Raw genomic sequence first — 14693 nt, 5'->3', positions numbered from 1 at the left:
CTCCGCCCACGGGAGGGGCGGGGGCGCCCCTCCCGTGACGCGCCTCCCTACTGTGCGCTGGCGGCCGGGCGCACCACGAGTTCGTTCACGTCCACCTCGGCGGGCTGGGAGACGGCGAAGGCGATGGCGTCGGCGATCGCGGACGCCGGTACCGCCACCGAGCGGTAGGTCTTCATGTCCTCGCGCGCCCGCGGGTCGGAGATGGAGTCGGCGAGCTCGGACTCGGTGACGCCCGGGGAGACCACGGTGACCCGGATGTCCCCGGCCGACTCCTGGCGCAGCCCCTCGGACAGGGCGCGCACGGCGAACTTGGTGGCGCAGTAGACGGCAGCCGTGGGCACCACCTCGTACGCGCCGACCGAGGCGACGTTCACGATGTGGCCGCCGCCCTGCTCCCGCATGACCGGCAGGGCGGCCGCGATGCCGTGCAGCACCCCGCGGACGTTCACGTCGAGCATCCGGTCCCACTCGTCCACCCTCAGCTCCGACAGGGGCGAGAGCGGCATCACGCCGGCGTTGTTGACCATCACGTCCACCCGCCCCCAGCGCTCGACCGCGGCCGACACGAAGGCCCGTACGTCGGCCGCGTCGGTGACGTCGAGCCGCCGGAAGCCGGCGGTGCCCCCGTCGGCGGCGATCCGCGCGGCCAGCTTCTCCAGGCGCTCGGTGCGGCGCGCGCCCAAGAGCACCCGGTGGCCGTCGGCGGCCAGGCGCAGAGCCGTGGCCTCACCGATCCCGCTGCTGGCGCCGGTCACCAGGACGACCTTGGTGGTCTGCGTCATGACGATGTCCTTCCGGTAGAGGGAGGGTTCCGCGGTCGGCTGACCGCGCCACCGAGTCTGTGCGCGGCGGCCGGCGCCGGACCAGGACGGCCGTCGCCTGGGTACGGCACACCCAGGCAGCGGGACGGACGGCCGCTTAGCCTGTGGTGCATGGACGAGAACCACTTGGGGGCCTTCCTGCGCGCCCGCCGGGCCGGCCTCACGCCACGGGACGTGGACATGGTCAGCCACGGGACGCGCAGGGTCGCCGGACTGCGCCGGGAGGAGGTCGCGGTCCTCGCCGGGGTGAACGCCGACTACTACACCCGCCTCGAACAGGGCCGCGAACGCAACCCCTCCCCCCAGGTCCTGGACGCCCTCGCCCGTGCCCTGCGGCTGGACGGCGACGCGCGCACGCACCTGTTCCGCCTGGCCGGCGGCGCACCCGGTGCGGAACGCTCCGTCCACACCGCGGCCGGGGTGAGCCCGGCGCTGCGCCAGTTGATGGACGGCTACCCGCACACCCCGGCGTTCGTCCTGGGCCGCACCCTGGACGTCCTCGCCACCAACGCCCTGGCCGACGCGCTCTTCACCCCGTTCGACCCGGCCGACAACCGGGCCCGCATGATCTTCCTGGACCCCGCGGGCCGGCACTTCTACGCGGACTGGGAGCGGGCGGCCCAGGCCGCCGTGGCCAATCTGCGCGAGGGCGCCGGCCTCGACCCGGACAGCCCGCAGCTGCGTCGGCTGGTCGCCGAACTGACCGGGCAGAGCACGGAGTTCCACCGCCTGTGGAGCGCCCACGGCGTGCGCGGCAAGAGCCGGGACGCCAAGAACCTGAACCACCCCGAGGTGGGCCCGCTCGCCCTCACCTACCAGGCCTTCGACGTGCGCGACGCCCCGGGACAGCAACTCGTCATCTACCACGCCGAACCGGGCAGCCCGAGCGCCCGCGCCCTCGGCCTCCTCGGCTCCCTGCACGCCACCCGCCGCCGCACGGAGGCCGGACCGCCCGGCTGCTCGTAGTGCGCCGGATGCGGCGGGAGGAGCCGGGACCGCGTCCGGCACGAAAAAGTCCGGCGGGCCTGTCGTTGTCGACAGGCCCGCCGGACCACACCGTCGGGACGACAGGATTTGAACCTGCGACCCCTTGACCCCCAGTCAAGTGCGCTACCAAGCTGCGCCACGTCCCGGTGCCGTCTGACCTGGGGTTTCCCCTGGCCGAACGCGCAGGGAAACAATACCGCACTCGGGTAGGTGGTCGCGCACCCGTTTCGGTCGCGCCGCACTTGACCTCAAGTTTGGTCGAGGTTGCACGATCGTCCGCATGACGATCACCGAGGAACGCCGTCAGGCGTACAGCTACGCGGACCTGCCGGGCCTCATGGGCAGGATGACCGGCGACGAGAAGCACGGTCCCGCCGCCACCTCCACGCTCGACGTGCTCTGGGTGCTCCACGACCGGGTGCTGCGCGTCGCTCCCGAGCGGGTGGACGACCCCGGCCGCGACCGGTTCCTGCTGTCGAAGGGCCACGGCCCGATGGCCTACTACGCGGTCCTGGCCGCGAAGGGCTTCGTACCGGCCGCCTGGCTCCCGGACTTCGGCTCCTACGACTCGCCCCTCGGCCACCACCCGGATCGCACCCTGGTGCCGGGCGTGGAGATCGGCAGCGGCTCCCTCGGGCACGGCCTGCCGATCGCGGTGGGCACGGCGCTGGGGCTGCGCGCCCAGGGGCTCACCGGCCCCGCGGTGTGGGTGCTCGTCGGCGACGCGGAGCTGGACGAGGGCAGCAACCACGAGGCGATCGCCTTCGCCGGCCCGGCCGGCCTGGAGCGGCTGCACACCGTCGTCGTCGACAACTCCTCGGCCACGTACGCCCGGCCGGGCGGCATCGTGGCGCGCTTCGAGGCCGCGGGGTGGTCGACGGCGACCGTCGACGGCCGCGACCACGAGGCCCTGCACGCCGCCTTCACCGCCCCGCACCCGGGCCGCCCGCACGCCGTCGTGGCCCGCGTGGAGCCCAAGTCCGACTGACGACACCGCTCCCGCCGCCCCCGCTCCCTCCGCCCCTGCTTCCTCCGCCCCTGCTTCCTCCCTCCTGAGAGGCACCCGCCATGGACACCATGCGTGACCGCTTCGCCCCCGCCGTCTCCCGGATGCTCGACGAGGACCCCCGGGTCGCCGTCGTCGTCGCCGAGATCGGCGCCGCCGCCCTCGACGCGGTACGGGCCCGCCACCCCGACCGCGTGATCAACGTGGGCATCCGCGAGCAACTGCTGATCGGCACCGGCGCGGGGCTGGCGCTCACCGGGATGCGGCCCGTCGTGCACACGTTCGCCAGCTTCCTCGTCGAGCGGCCCTTCGAGCAGGTCAAGCTCGACCTCGGGCACCAGGGCGTGGGCGCGGTGCTGGTCAGCGCCGCCGCGTCCTTCGACTGGCCGGCCGGCGGCTTCACCCACATGGCGCCCGGGGACGTGGCCCTGCTGGACACGCTCGACGGCTGGACCGTGCACGTGCCGGGCCATCCGGACGAGGCCGATACCCTGCTGCGGCACGCGGTGCGGCCCGGCGACATCACCGCCGACGACAAGGTGTACGTACGGCTGTCGGTACAGGCGAACAGGACGGCGCTGCCCGTGGACGGGGAGCGGTTCCTGGTGGTGCGCGAGGGCCGCTGCGGGGTGGTGCTCGCCGTCGGGCCGATGCTCGACGCGGTGCTCGCGGCGACCGAGGGCCTCGACGTCACGGTGCTGTACGCGACGACCGTCCGTCCCTTCGACGCCGCCGCCCTGCGCTGGTCCGCCGAGCACGCCACCGCGGACGTCGTACTGGTGGAGCCCTACCTCGCGGGCACCTCGACGGCCGCCGCGAACGACGCCCTCGCCGACGTGCCCCACCGGGTGCTGGGCCTCGGCGTGGGCCGCCGGGAACTCCGGCGGTACGGCACCGTGGAGGAGCACGTCGCGGCGCACGGGCTGGACGCGCGGTCGCTGCGGGAGCGGATCGGCGCGTTCCTCGCCGGGGGCCGGGTGCCGGTGGCCGGCTGATGCGGCCGGCCGCCGTGGCCGGCCCGGTGGCACGGAATCCCGGCTTCGGCACGGGCACCCGTCCGGTGCCCGGCCCGGCCCGTCGCCCGGGGAGGTGCCGGCCGGGTCAGCGCCCTTCGGTCACGCCCAGCCCCGGGTACGCCTCCAGCAGCCGCTGCGGTGCCGCCTGCCGCCAGGAGTCGGCGAGGATGTCGCGCAGCTCCGCCTCGTCGTCGAGCGCCGCCAGCCGGACCCGCACCCACGCGAACTGGGCCTCGTGGCCGGCGATCCAGAACTTCTCCGGCTCGGCGAGCGCCAGTTCGTCGCGCTCCTCCTTGGGACAGCGCACGGCGAGGGAGGTCTCGTCCTCGGGCAGCGTGGCGAACATCTTGCCCGCCACCCGGAACGTGGGCATGTTCCAGGCGGTCTTCTCCGTCGTGTCCGGCAGGGACAGGGCGATACGGCGTACGTCTTCGGCGTCCGGCATGTGCCGCACCGTAGCCCCTGCCACTGACACTCACCCGTCGGCGCCCACCAGGCGCTTGTAGTACAGGGTGGTCGGCCGCAGCTCCCCGTCCGGGGCGGCCGCGTAGTCGGGGATCACCCCGGCCCGCGTCCAGCCCGCCCCCGAGTACAGGTGCTCGGCCGGGCTGCCGGTCTCGGTGTCCAGGTGGAGCAGGGTGAGCCCGTCCGCGGCGGCGGCCTCCTCGGCCACGGCCAGCAGCCGGCGTCCGAGGCCCCGGCCCCGGGCCTCCCGGTGGACCATCAGCTTGACCAGCTCCGCCCGGTGGCGGCTGTTGGGCTTGTCCGGCAGGGCGAGGCTCACCGTGCCCACGACGCGGTCCCCGTCGTACGCGGCCCACACCGCGAGCCGCCCGTCCGCCACCGCGGCGGCGCGCTCCGTCCACCAGGCCGCGGCCCCGTCGCGGTCGAGCGGCGCGAGGAAGCCGACCGAGGCGCCGCCGGCCACCGTGTCGGCCAGCAGGTCGGCCAACGCGCCCACGGCGGACCGCAGTCGGTCGCCGTCCAGCCGGGTCACCCTCACGGCAGCACCACCGCCAGCACGTAGCGGGCCTCGGTGTCCCCGAGGCAGCGGAAGCGCGTCGGCCCCCACACCCGCAGCCGCAGGCAGTCCCCGGCGTCGAGGCGGTGGTCGGTGGTGTCGGCGGTGACGGCGAGCGCCCCGTCCAGCACCCAGATGTGCTGCTCGAGCCCGGCCACGGGCGGCCGGTCGTAGGCGATGTCGGCGCCGGGGGCCAGCCGCCCCTCGACGAGTTCCCCGCGCAGCGCCGGGTGCGGCGGCGACACCGACCGGCGTACGAAACCGGAGGCGCGGTCCGCCCAGACCCGCTGCTCGGCGGCCCTCAGCACCGGCACCGGCGCGCAGGCGGCCTCGACCTCGCCCAGCAGCCGCGACATGGTGCGCCCGTACACGTGGCACAGGCGGTTCAGCAGGGCGGCGGTCGGACTGGTCTCGCCCCGCTCGGCCCGCGACAGGGTGGACCGGCTGACACCGCTGCGCTCGGCCAGCTCCCCCAGCGTCCAGCCGCGTTCGGCCCGCAGCTCGGCGAGCCGGGCGGCGAGGCGGGTGTCGACGGCGTCGGGGTCCGGGCCGTCGTCCGGGTGCGGCTCGTCGGTCGTGAGCTCCTCGCTTCTCATGTTCGGGAATCTATCCCTGATATGAGACAGCGGTGTTAACGGAAGCTCTCCGCGCGCTCCCTGCCCGCCGCCTCGCCGAGCGCGTCCAGCACCGGGCGGATCAGGGGGTGGTCCTCCGCGCCGCGGCGCACGGCGGCGAAGACGCGGCGGGTCGGGGCCACGCCGTCCACCGGGCGCACGACGACGCCGGTGAGGTCCATGCCGCGCAGGGCCGAGCGCGGGACGAGGGCCACGCCGGCGTCCGCCGAGGCGAGGGCGACGACGGCGCGGAAGTCGTCCGAGGAGTGCTCCAGGCGGGGCTGGAAGCCGGCGTGCTCGCAGGCCAGGACGACGACGTCGTGGCAGGGGTTGCCGGGGTAGGGCCCGATCCAGGTGTCCTTCGCCAGGTCGGCGAGGGGCACCTCGGCCAGGTCGGCCAGCCGGTGGCGCACCGGGACGACCGCGTCGAAGGGCTCGGCGTAGAGCGGGACGTGCGCGAGGCGCGGGTCGTCGGCCGGGGGCGCCCCGCGGTACTCGACGGCCACTGCCACGTCGACCTGGCGGTCCAGGACCATCAACAGGCTGGCGTCGCCCTCGGCGTCCTGGACCCGGATGCGGATGCCCGGGGCGGTCCCGGCGAGACGGGCTACCGCCGGGGCCACGACCAGGGCGATGCCGGTCGCGAAGGCGGCGACGGTGACGGTGCCGGCCTGGCCCGAGCTGTAGGCGGCCAGCTCGGCCTCTGCTCGCTCCAGTTGGGCGAGGACGGCGTTGGTGTGGCTGAGCAGGATCTCCCCGGCCGGGGTGAGGCGTACGCCCTTGGCGCCGCGCTCGACCAGGCGGTGGCCGGTCTCCTGCTCCAGGGCCGCGAGCTGCTGGGAGACCGCGGAGGGGGTGAGGTACAGCGCGGCGGCAGCCGCGGTCACCGTGCGGTGGTCGGCCACCGCACGGAGGATGTGGAGCCGCCGCGCTTCGATCATGCGATCGATTGTCTCAAATGCCCCCGTGTGCTCCCGCTCAGCCCTTCAGCGCGGCCCGGGCCGCGACGAAGGCGTCCACGGCGCGGTTCACGTCGTCCGTGGAGTGCGCGGCGGACAGCTGGACGCGGATGCGGGCCTGGCCCTGCGGGACGACCGGGTAGGAGAACCCGATGACGTAGACGCCGCGCTCCAGGAGCAGCTCGGCCAGGCGGCCCGCCTCGGCCGCGTCGCCGATCATCACCGGGGCGATGGCGTGGTCGCCGGGGAGGACCTCGAAGCCCTCCTCGGTCATCCGGCGGCGGAACAGGGCGGTGTTCTCGCGCAGCCGGACCCGCAGGTCGTCGGCGGACTCCAGCAGGTCGAGGACCTTCAGCGAGGCAGCCGCGATGACCGGGGCGAGGGTGTTGGAGAACAGGTACGGCCGGGAGCGCTGGCGCAGCAGGGCGACGATCTCCGCGCGGGCGGCGACGTAGCCGCCGGAGGCCCCGCCGAGCGCCTTGCCGAGGGTGCCGGTGATGATGTCGACGCGGTCCATCACGCCGTGCAGCTCGGGGGTGCCGCGGCCGCCGGGGCCGACGAAGCCGACGGCGTGCGAGTCGTCGACCATGACCATCGCGTCGTAGCGGTCGGCCAGGTCGCAGATCTCGCGCAGCGGCGCCACGTAGCCGTCCATGGAGAACACACCGTCGGTGACGATCAGCTTGCGGCGGGCCCCGGCCGCCTCCTTGAGCTGGCGCTCCAGGTCCTCGAGGTCGCGGTTGGCATAGCGGAAGCGGCGGGCCTTGGACAGCCGGATGCCGTCGATGATCGACGCGTGGTTGAGGGCGTCGGAGATCACCGCGTCCTCCGGGCCCAGCAGGGTCTCGAAGACACCGCCGTTGGCGTCGAAGCAGGAGGAGTACAGGATCGTGTCCTCCTGGCCGAGGAACGCCGACAGGCGCGCCTCCAGCTCCTTGTGCACCTCCTGCGTACCGCAGATGAAGCGCACGGACGCCATGCCGTAGCCCCAGCGGTCGAGCGCCTCGTGGGCGGCGGCGACCACCTCGGGGTGGTCGGCCAGGCCGAGGTAGTTGTTGGCGCAGAAGTTGAGGACCTCACCGGGGCGGCCGCCCGCGGTGACGCTGACGGTGGCGGACTGGGGGGTGCCGATCACCCGCTCCGGCTTGTGCAGCCCGGCGGCGCGGATCTCGTCGAGGGTGGCGCGCAGGTCGTCGCGCACGGTGTCGAACATGGGGACTCCAAAGAAGTGCGTCAGGGCCGGCGAACCGGACCACGGTCATCAGGGCCTGTCCGACAGGTCCTACGCCGTCCAGTCGAGGATGATCTTGCCGCCCGTGCCGCCGGCCGCGTCGGCGAACGCCGCCTCGAAGTCGCGGTAGTCGTAGCGGCCGGTGATCACAGGGGCCAGGTCGAGGCCGCCCTCGAGGAGGACCGACATCGCGTACCAGGTCTCGAACATCTCGCGCCCGTAGATCCCCTTGAGGGTGATCATGGAGGTGACGATCCGGGCCCAGTCGACCGGGAACTCCTGCGCCGGCAGGCCCAGCATGGCGATCCGGCCGCCGTGCGTCATGTTGGCGATCATGTCGCGCAGGGCCTCGGGCCGGCCGGACATCTCCAGGCCGACGTCGAATCCCTCGCGCAGCCCGAGGGCGCGCTGGCCGTCGGCGATCGAGGAGCCGGCGACGTTCAGGGCCAGGCTGACGCCGATCTTGCGGGCCAGCTCCAGGCGCTCCTCGCTGACGTCGGTGATGACGACGTGGCGGGCGCCCGCGTGCCGGGCCACGGCGGCGGCCATCAGGCCGATCGGTCCGGCGCCGGTGATCAGGACGTCCTCGCCGACCAGCGGGAAGGACAGCGCGGTGTGCACGGCGTTGCCGAACGGGTCGAAGATCGCGGCCACGTCGAGGTCCACGGGGACGCGGTGCACCCACACGTTGGACGCGGGCAGGGCGACGTACTCGGCGAACGCGCCGTCGCGGCCGACGCCGAGGCCGACGGTGGCCCGGCACAGGTGGCGGCGCCCGGCCAGGCAGTTGCGGCACTTGCCGCACACCAGGTGGCCCTCGCCGCTGACCCGGTCGCCGACGGCGATGTCGGTGACGTCCCGCCCGGTCTCCACGACCTCGCCGACGAACTCGTGCCCGACCACGAGCGGGGTACTGATCGCCTGCTGCGCCCAGCCGTCCCAGGACCGGATGTGCAGGTCGGTGCCGCAGATGCCGGTGCGCAGCACCTTGATCAGCACGTCACCGGGGCCGGTCCGCGGCTCCGGGACGTCCGTGAGCCAGAGCCCGGGCTCCGCCTTCTCCTTGACCAGCGCCTTCACGCGACGGCTCCTGTGGTGAGGTCCCGGGCGCGCGGGCAGGCCGAAGGAGCCCGCAGCCGGGGAGAGGGGTGGATTCGACGAGCAATCTGCCGTACGTCCCCCACCGCGGTCCATCGAGGTTTTCTTAAGCGGCGCCACAGCTCCGCTTCACACCCGCCGCGGAACGCCGGCCGGCCGCGGCGCCGGCGCCGCCCCACGGCCGGTCGCGCACAGCGGCGCCGTCGCCCCGGTGGCCCCGCGCTACAGCGGAGACCCGTTCCGCGCGCCGGCCTCGATGCGGGCCACCAGGTCGGCGGCCGCGGCCTTGATGGTCTCCAGCCCGGCCTTCCCCCAGGGGCGCGGCGCGAGATCAGCGGCGCCGACCGTGCCCAACACCATGCCCGTGCTGTCGGCGAGCGGCGCGCCCAGGTAGGAGCGGACGCCGTACTCGTCGACGATCGGGTTGCCCGCGAAGCGCGGGAAGTCGGCCACGTCGTCCAGGACGAGCGCCCGGCGCCGCACGACGACGTGCGGGCAGTAGCCGTAGTCGCGCGGCAGGTGGCGTCCCAGCTCGGGCCTGCCCGCGCGTGCGGCGCCGGGGCCGACGTGCAGCCCCGCGAAGAACTGCCCTTCCTCGCCGATGAAGTTGACCATCGCGTAGGGGGCGCCGGTGAGTCGGGCGACGCGGTCGGCGAAGGCGTCCAGGGCCGGCTCGGGGCGTCCGCCGAGGCCGAGCCGGCGCAGCCGGGCGGTGCGGGCGGGGGCCTGTCGGTCCTGCGGGGTGAGCAGCAGCCGGCCGGCCGGGCGGGGCGGCTCGTAGCTCATGGCCGGGCTCCCTCGGTGCGGTCGTACGTCATGTGCGGCTCCAGGGGCGGGGGTCACGGGTCACCGGCGCGCGCCGCGGGTCGGCTCGGGCACCACGGGCGCGTGGGCGAGCAGGTGCCGGACGAGGGTGAGGAGGGTCTGTACGCCGGACGCGGAGATCCGGGCGTCGCAGCGCACCACGGGGATCGCCGGGTCGAGGTCGAGCGCGGCGCGCACCTCGTCGGGGCCGTAGCGGTGCGCCCCGTCGAACTCGTTGACGGCGACGACGAATCCGAGTCCGCGCTCCTCGAAGAAGTCGACGGCGGCGAAGCACTCCTCCAGGCGCCGGGTGTCGGCGAGGACGACCGCGCCGAGCGCCCCCTCGGACAACTCGTCCCACATGAACCAGAACCGCTCCTGGCCGGGCGTGCCGAACAGGTACAGCACGTGCCGGGGGTCGAGGGTGATGCGGCCGAAGTCCATGGCGACGGTCGTCTCGACCTTGTGCTCGATGCCGTCGAGGTTGTCGGTGGCCGCGCCGACCGTGGTGAGCAGCTCCTCCGTGCTGAGCGGCGCGATCTCGCTGACGGCGCCGACGAAGGTGGTCTTGCCGACGCCGAACCCGCCCGCGACGAGGATCTTCAGCGCGGTGGGGAACGGATCGGGGCCGTCGTGGCCCGCGTGGTCAGAGCTGTCGTCGTAGTCCATCGAGCACTGCCTCCAGTAGGGCCCGGTCGGTGGGGTTGTGCTGGTACTCGGGGGGCTTGGTGGTCAGGGCCCCGCAGTCGACGAGGTCCGACAGGAGCACCTTGGTGACCACCGCCGGCAGCTTGAGGTGGGCGGCCACCTCGGCGACCGGGACCGGTGAGCGGCACAGGTCGAGGGCCTGCGCGTGCTCCGGTCCCAGGTGGCCGGGCGGGGTGGTGCCGGTGGTCCGCACCTGGGACAGCAGGTCGAGGGCCACGCTGGGCCGGGTCCGGCCGTTGCTGACCGTGAAGGGGCGCACCAGCCGGCCGGCCGCCTCGTCGAGCCAGGGGCCGTCCCCGGCCGCCGCCACGCTCAAGACCTCATCACCGGGGGTTCGACGGCGTGCCGGCGGGGCTCGGTCGCCAGGTAGGGGCGCACGCTCTTGACGAGCATCGCCATCTCGTAGCCGAGCACGGCCGCGTCGGCCTCGCGGCCGGCCAGCACGGCCAGGCAGGTGCCGGAGCCGGCGGTGGTGACGAACAGCAGGGTCGAGTCGAGTTCGACGACGACCTGCCGGACGTCCCCGCCGTCGCCGAAGCGGACGCCGGCGCTGCGGCCCAGGGAGTACAGCCCGGAGGCCAGGGCGGCCATGTGGTCGGCGCTGTCGGGATCGAGGCCGTGGACGGACTTCACGAGGCCGTCGCAGCTCAGGAGCACCGCGCTGGCCGTGTGCGGTACGCGCTGCACGAGGCCGCCCAACAGCCAGTCGAGGTCGGATACGTGGCCGGTCGGCGCGTCGCTCGCCATGGTGGATCGACTCCTTGGGGTACGTGGGTCCGCGGGGGCGCTGGGGGGTGGGGTGGTCATCCGGCGGACGCGCTCCCGTCGTGCCGGGGGGTGGGGTGGTCGGGTCCGGGCGCGGCCGGGACGCCGCGCACGCCGTACGCCTCGACGGGGGCGGCCGTGTGCGCCGGGTACGCCTCGGACAGCGGGGCGGGGGCCGGCCCCGGGGAGCCGGGCTCCAGGTTCTGCCGTGACTCGGCGAGGCCGATCCCGCGCTGGAAGGCGGCCATCAGACCGGGGTCGGGCCCGGGATGTTCACCGTCCTGGCGGGGCAGCGGGCCGCCGCGGAGCTGCGGCGCGATGTGCTCCTGGGCGCGGCGGCGCGGGAGTTGGGGCCGCCCCATGGTGCCGCGCACCGCGCCGGTGCGGGCGACGGGCGCCTGCCCGGCCGTCACGCCGGGGGTGTGCCGGTCGTCCGCGCGGACCCCGGGCAGGGCGTCGGCGGGCGTGGGCCGGGCCCGGTGTGCGCCGCGGACGGGCAGGGGCGCGGGCCGCGTGTGCGGGTCCGCCGGGGCGGCCGGCCCGTCGTGCCCGCCGGCCGGGTCCGTCGCCGGGAGGGGTACGAGGCCGGCCTGGGCGCCGGTCGGGTCGTGGACCGGCGTCGGGACCGGTGCGGTGGCGGGCGGTGCGGGGGTGGCCAGGTGGAGGGCGCCGGCCGGGTCCTGTGCCGGGTACGCGGGCGGCGGTACGGGCCCCTGCGCCACGCTTCCCTGCACCGTGGCCGCCTGTGTCCCGACTCCTTGTGCCACGGGGGGCGCCATGCCGGGTGTCTGCCCCAACAGGGCCTCGGGGACGACGAGTACGGCCTGGACGCCGCCGTAGATGTTGTTCTGCAGGCGGACCCGGATGCCGTGGCGGCGGGCGAGCTGGGAGACGACGAACAGCCCGATGCGGCCGTCGGCGAGCAGGCGGCCCACGTTGACCTGGTCGGGGTCGGCGAGCAGGGCGTTCATCCGCTGCTGCTCGTCGACGGGCATGCCGAGGCCGCGGTCCTCGACCTCGACGGCGAGCCCGGAGGTGACGAGGTTGGCCCGCAGCAGGACCTGGGTGTGGGGCGCGGAGAACACCGTGGCGTTCTCGACGAGTTCGGCGAGCAGGTGGATGACGTCGGCGACGGCGTGCCCGCGCAGTTCGCCGTCGACCGGCGGCACCAGCTTGACCCGGGAGTACTGCTCGACCTCGGCGATGGCGGAGCGCAGCACCTCGGTCATGGAGACCGGGTTGCTCCACTGGCGCCGCGAGACGGCGCCACCGAGCACGGCGAGGTTCTCGGCGTGGCGGCGGATGCGGGTGGCCAGGTGGTCGACGTGGAAGAGCCCCTTGAGCAGGTCGGGGTCCTCGATCTCGTTCTCGAGCTCGTCGAGGAGGGAGATCTCGCGGTGCACCAGCGACTGGAGCCGCCGGGCGAGGTTGACGAACACCTCGAGCTTCTGTTCGCTCCCGGCCTGGCTGGAGAGCTGCGCGGCCCGTACGACGGCGGCGACGGCCCCGTCGTGGGCGCTCGCCAGGTCGGCGGCGAGGGCGTCGAACTCGTCGCCGTCGGCGGGCGGCCGGCCGCGGGTGGTACGCCGGGGCGGGGTGTCACCGCGGCGCAGCGCCTCGACGAGCGCGTGGAGGTCGGCCTCGCGGCGCGCGCTGTGCCGGCGCAGGGCGGTGATGCGGTCGCCCATGGAGCGGGCGGTGCGGTCGGCGGCGACGGCCGCGATGAGGATGCCCGCGAGGCTCACGCCGACCGCGCAGCCGAGCACCGCCCACAGGGTGGGCCCGCCCTGCGGCCGGCCGGCGCGCAGGGCGACCAGCACGGCGGCTCCTGCGGCGAGGGCGACCGCTACGGGCGGGAACACGGCGAGCCGCATCAACTGGGGCCGTATGTGTGTCTCGGCCGGCGCGGGGGCGGGGCGGGCGGCCGGTCGCCCGTGCCGCCCGCCCTCGCGGCGGTCTGCGCGGGCGGCCGGTGCGCGGAGGTGAGACATCGGTGTCCTCGTACTGGTCCGTCGGGCCCGGTCCCCGCGCGTGGGGCGCGAGCCGGGTGTGCGGCTTCGTGGTGCCGGGCCGACAGGACCGCGCAACACGGTCCCGTGTGGTCCGACGGACACTGACAGTAGTCGCGGACGCCTCATGTGCGGCGGGCAGTCGACAAAGTCCCCCGCCCGGCGTCCCGCTCTGGTATGAGGCCTCGAACGGGCAATCGAGCACCCTGCGGCGCCCCCTCCGCCGGGCGCGACCGGGCCGTGCGAGGGTGTCCGCGAGGAGTCAGGACACCCCAGCCCGTCACTCAGCGTATCGGTCTTGGCCTTCGCTCGGGCCGGGGGTGCCGGGGGACGGCAGGACGCTCAGCGCTCTCCGGCGAGGTCGAGCCCCTCGCGTGCCCCGGAGGCGGACCCCCGCCGCTGCGCGCGGTCCCACGACCGCACCACGGGCGCCGAGACCCCGCGCCACCACGCCTCCGCCGGCACCTTCCCGGCCGGCTCGAACGGCTCGCCCGGCCGCGGCAGGGCCACCGCCTGCCCGGCGGCCTCGGCGGCGTCCTTGGTCCACTCCCCCGGCTCGGCCCACGCGTGCGGGGCGAGGTTGAACGTGCCCCAGTGGATCGGCAGCAGGACGCCGGAGGGCTCCCCGCCCTGGAGGTCGAGGTGGGCGCGCAGACCCTCCTCGGGAGTCATGTGGATGTCGGGCCAGAACTCGCTGTACGCCCCGATCTGGATCATGGTCGCGTCGAAGGTGCCGTGCGCGGCGCCGATCTCCTTGAAGCCGTCGAAGGAGCCGGTGTCACCGCTGTGGTAGATCCGGTGCTCCTCGCCGGCGACGACCCAGGACGCCCACAGCGTGTGCTGGGTGTTGCGCAGGCCGCGGCCGCAGAAGTGGCGGGCCGGCGTCGCGGTCAGGGTCAGACCGCCGACCTCGGTTGCCTCGTGCCAGTCCAGCTCCCGCAGCCGGTCCGCGGACACGCCCCAGCGCTCCAGGTGGGCACCGACGCCGAGCGGCACGGCGAACAGGGTGTCGGTGCCGGCCAGTGCCTTGATCGTGGGCCGGTCCAGGTGGTCGTAGTGGTCGTGGGAGATCACGACCACGTCCACCTCGCCCAGGGCGGCGAGCGGCACCGGGACCGGGTGCAGGCGCCGGGGCCCGGCGAACGGGAACGGCGAGCAGCGCTCGCCCCAGACCGGGTCGAACAGCACGCGCTGACCGTCGATCTCCGCCAGCACGCTCGAGTGGCCCATCCAGGTCAGCCGCAGCCCGGTGACGGGCGGCTTCGCCAGGTCCGCGACGGTGGTCGGGTGCACCGGGACCGTGCCCGAGGGGGCGCGGCGGGGCCGGGTGTCCCGGTCGAAGAAGACCTTGGCGAGGTCGAGGGCCGAGCCCGAGGGGCGGGTGCGCGCCGGACCACCGGGGTTCTGGAAGACACCGTCCTCGAAGTGGGGGGATCTGCGGATGCGCGCCAGGCGCTCACCGCTCGGGTCCGCGCCGAAGGCCTCGGGCACCAACGCGCGGAGCCCGGGGCTCAGGGAACGGAAACCGGCCACGGTACCTCCAGTGGATCGCTGAGGGTTCCCATTATGGTCCGCCCCCACGACAGCACCGGCCCGCGTCCGTGCGGAGCCGGTCGGCCGGCCCGTCCGGCCGGCGGCGGTGCGTTGACAGGAG

16 protein-coding genes and 1 tRNA gene are annotated in these 14693 nt (G+C 74.8%); 3 read left to right on the top strand and 14 right to left on the bottom strand.

What is annotated here, in order from left to right:
• Positions 1 to 47 precede the first annotated feature (47 nt).
• On the bottom strand, positions 48 to 782 hold the full coding sequence (locus E4U92_RS13695) for an SDR family oxidoreductase (protein WP_137300650.1): 735 nt from the start codon (positions 780 to 782) through the stop codon (positions 48 to 50).
• Positions 783 to 932: 150 nt separating this feature from the next.
• On the opposite strand from E4U92_RS13695, the gene E4U92_RS13690 reads away from it, so the two are divergent.
• Complete coding sequence (locus tag E4U92_RS13690) at positions 933 to 1787, top strand: helix-turn-helix transcriptional regulator (protein ID WP_137300649.1); 855 nt, start codon at positions 933 to 935, stop codon at positions 1785 to 1787.
• Between the two features lie 93 nt (positions 1788 to 1880).
• On the opposite strand, the gene E4U92_RS13685 is transcribed toward E4U92_RS13690, so the two are convergent.
• Positions 1881 to 1954 (bottom strand) — tRNA-Pro (locus E4U92_RS13685).
• A gap of 134 nt (positions 1955 to 2088) precedes the next feature.
• Here E4U92_RS13685 and E4U92_RS13680 point away from each other — a divergent pair.
• Positions 2089 to 2796, top strand: coding sequence for a thiamine pyrophosphate-dependent enzyme (locus E4U92_RS13680; protein ID WP_137300648.1), 708 nt, complete (start codon positions 2089 to 2091; stop codon positions 2794 to 2796).
• A gap of 80 nt (positions 2797 to 2876) precedes the next feature.
• Entirely contained in the window at positions 2877 to 3809 is a 933-nt protein-coding gene (locus E4U92_RS13675; protein WP_137300647.1) for a transketolase family protein, read from the top strand.
• A gap of 106 nt (positions 3810 to 3915) precedes the next feature.
• Here E4U92_RS13675 and E4U92_RS13670 read toward each other — a convergent pair whose 3' ends face one another.
• The 12 genes from E4U92_RS13670 to E4U92_RS13615 all read right to left on the bottom strand — a co-directional run bounded on the left by E4U92_RS13670 (position 3916) and on the right by E4U92_RS13615 (position 14572).
• Positions 3916 to 4275: an MmcQ/YjbR family DNA-binding protein gene (locus E4U92_RS13670; RefSeq protein WP_168725108.1), complete on the bottom strand. Its 360-nt coding sequence runs from the start codon at positions 4273 to 4275 to the stop codon at positions 3916 to 3918.
• 30 nt (positions 4276 to 4305) lie between these two features.
• The gene (locus E4U92_RS13665; protein WP_137300645.1) at positions 4306 to 4833 is read right to left on the bottom strand and encodes a GNAT family N-acetyltransferase; all 528 of its coding nucleotides are present in this window, start codon (positions 4831 to 4833) and stop codon (positions 4306 to 4308) included.
• Positions 4830 to 5447 (bottom strand): helix-turn-helix domain-containing protein, encoded by a 618-nt coding sequence (locus tag E4U92_RS13660; protein WP_137300644.1) that lies wholly within the window; start codon positions 5445 to 5447, stop codon positions 4830 to 4832. Before E4U92_RS13660 ends, E4U92_RS13665 begins: the two co-directional genes overlap by 4 nt.
• A gap of 35 nt (positions 5448 to 5482) precedes the next feature.
• Positions 5483 to 6406 (bottom strand): LysR family transcriptional regulator, encoded by a 924-nt coding sequence (locus tag E4U92_RS13655; protein ID WP_137300643.1) that lies wholly within the window; start codon positions 6404 to 6406, stop codon positions 5483 to 5485.
• Between the two features lie 37 nt (positions 6407 to 6443).
• Positions 6444 to 7637, bottom strand: coding sequence for a glycine C-acetyltransferase (locus tag E4U92_RS13650; protein WP_137300642.1), 1194 nt, complete (start codon positions 7635 to 7637; stop codon positions 6444 to 6446).
• Positions 7638 to 7706: 69 nt separating this feature from the next.
• Positions 7707 to 8735 carry an L-threonine 3-dehydrogenase gene (tdh, locus tag E4U92_RS13645; RefSeq protein WP_137300641.1) on the bottom strand — a complete coding sequence of 343 codons (1029 nt, stop codon included), beginning with the start codon at positions 8733 to 8735 and terminating at the stop codon, positions 7707 to 7709.
• 240 nt (positions 8736 to 8975) lie between these two features.
• Positions 8976 to 9539: a GAF domain-containing protein gene (locus E4U92_RS13640; protein ID WP_137300640.1), complete on the bottom strand. Its 564-nt coding sequence runs from the start codon at positions 9537 to 9539 to the stop codon at positions 8976 to 8978.
• A gap of 60 nt (positions 9540 to 9599) precedes the next feature.
• Positions 9600 to 10226 (bottom strand): GTP-binding protein, encoded by a 627-nt coding sequence (locus E4U92_RS13635; RefSeq protein WP_137300639.1) that lies wholly within the window; start codon positions 10224 to 10226, stop codon positions 9600 to 9602.
• Complete coding sequence (locus E4U92_RS13630; protein ID WP_137300638.1) at positions 10204 to 10575, bottom strand: DUF742 domain-containing protein; 372 nt, start codon at positions 10573 to 10575, stop codon at positions 10204 to 10206. Before E4U92_RS13630 ends, E4U92_RS13635 begins: the two co-directional genes overlap by 23 nt.
• A gap of 2 nt (positions 10576 to 10577) precedes the next feature.
• On the bottom strand, positions 10578 to 11012 hold the full coding sequence (locus tag E4U92_RS13625; RefSeq protein ID WP_137300637.1) for a roadblock/LC7 domain-containing protein: 435 nt from the start codon (positions 11010 to 11012) through the stop codon (positions 10578 to 10580).
• 56 nt (positions 11013 to 11068) lie between these two features.
• Positions 11069 to 13021, bottom strand: a complete 1953-nt coding sequence (locus E4U92_RS13620; RefSeq protein WP_137300636.1) for a sensor histidine kinase — start codon at positions 13019 to 13021, stop codon at positions 11069 to 11071.
• Positions 13022 to 13381: 360 nt separating this feature from the next.
• Positions 13382 to 14572, bottom strand: coding sequence for an MBL fold metallo-hydrolase (locus E4U92_RS13615; protein WP_137300635.1), 1191 nt, complete (start codon positions 14570 to 14572; stop codon positions 13382 to 13384).
• Positions 14573 to 14693 lie beyond the last annotated feature (121 nt).

Source organism: Streptomyces galbus, assembly GCF_005280195.1.
Taxonomy (GTDB): Bacteria; Actinomycetota; Actinomycetes; order Streptomycetales; family Streptomycetaceae; genus Streptomyces; species Streptomyces galbus.
Note: the sequence above shows the minus strand (reverse complement) of the source record. Positions and strands in the feature narration are given on the sequence as shown.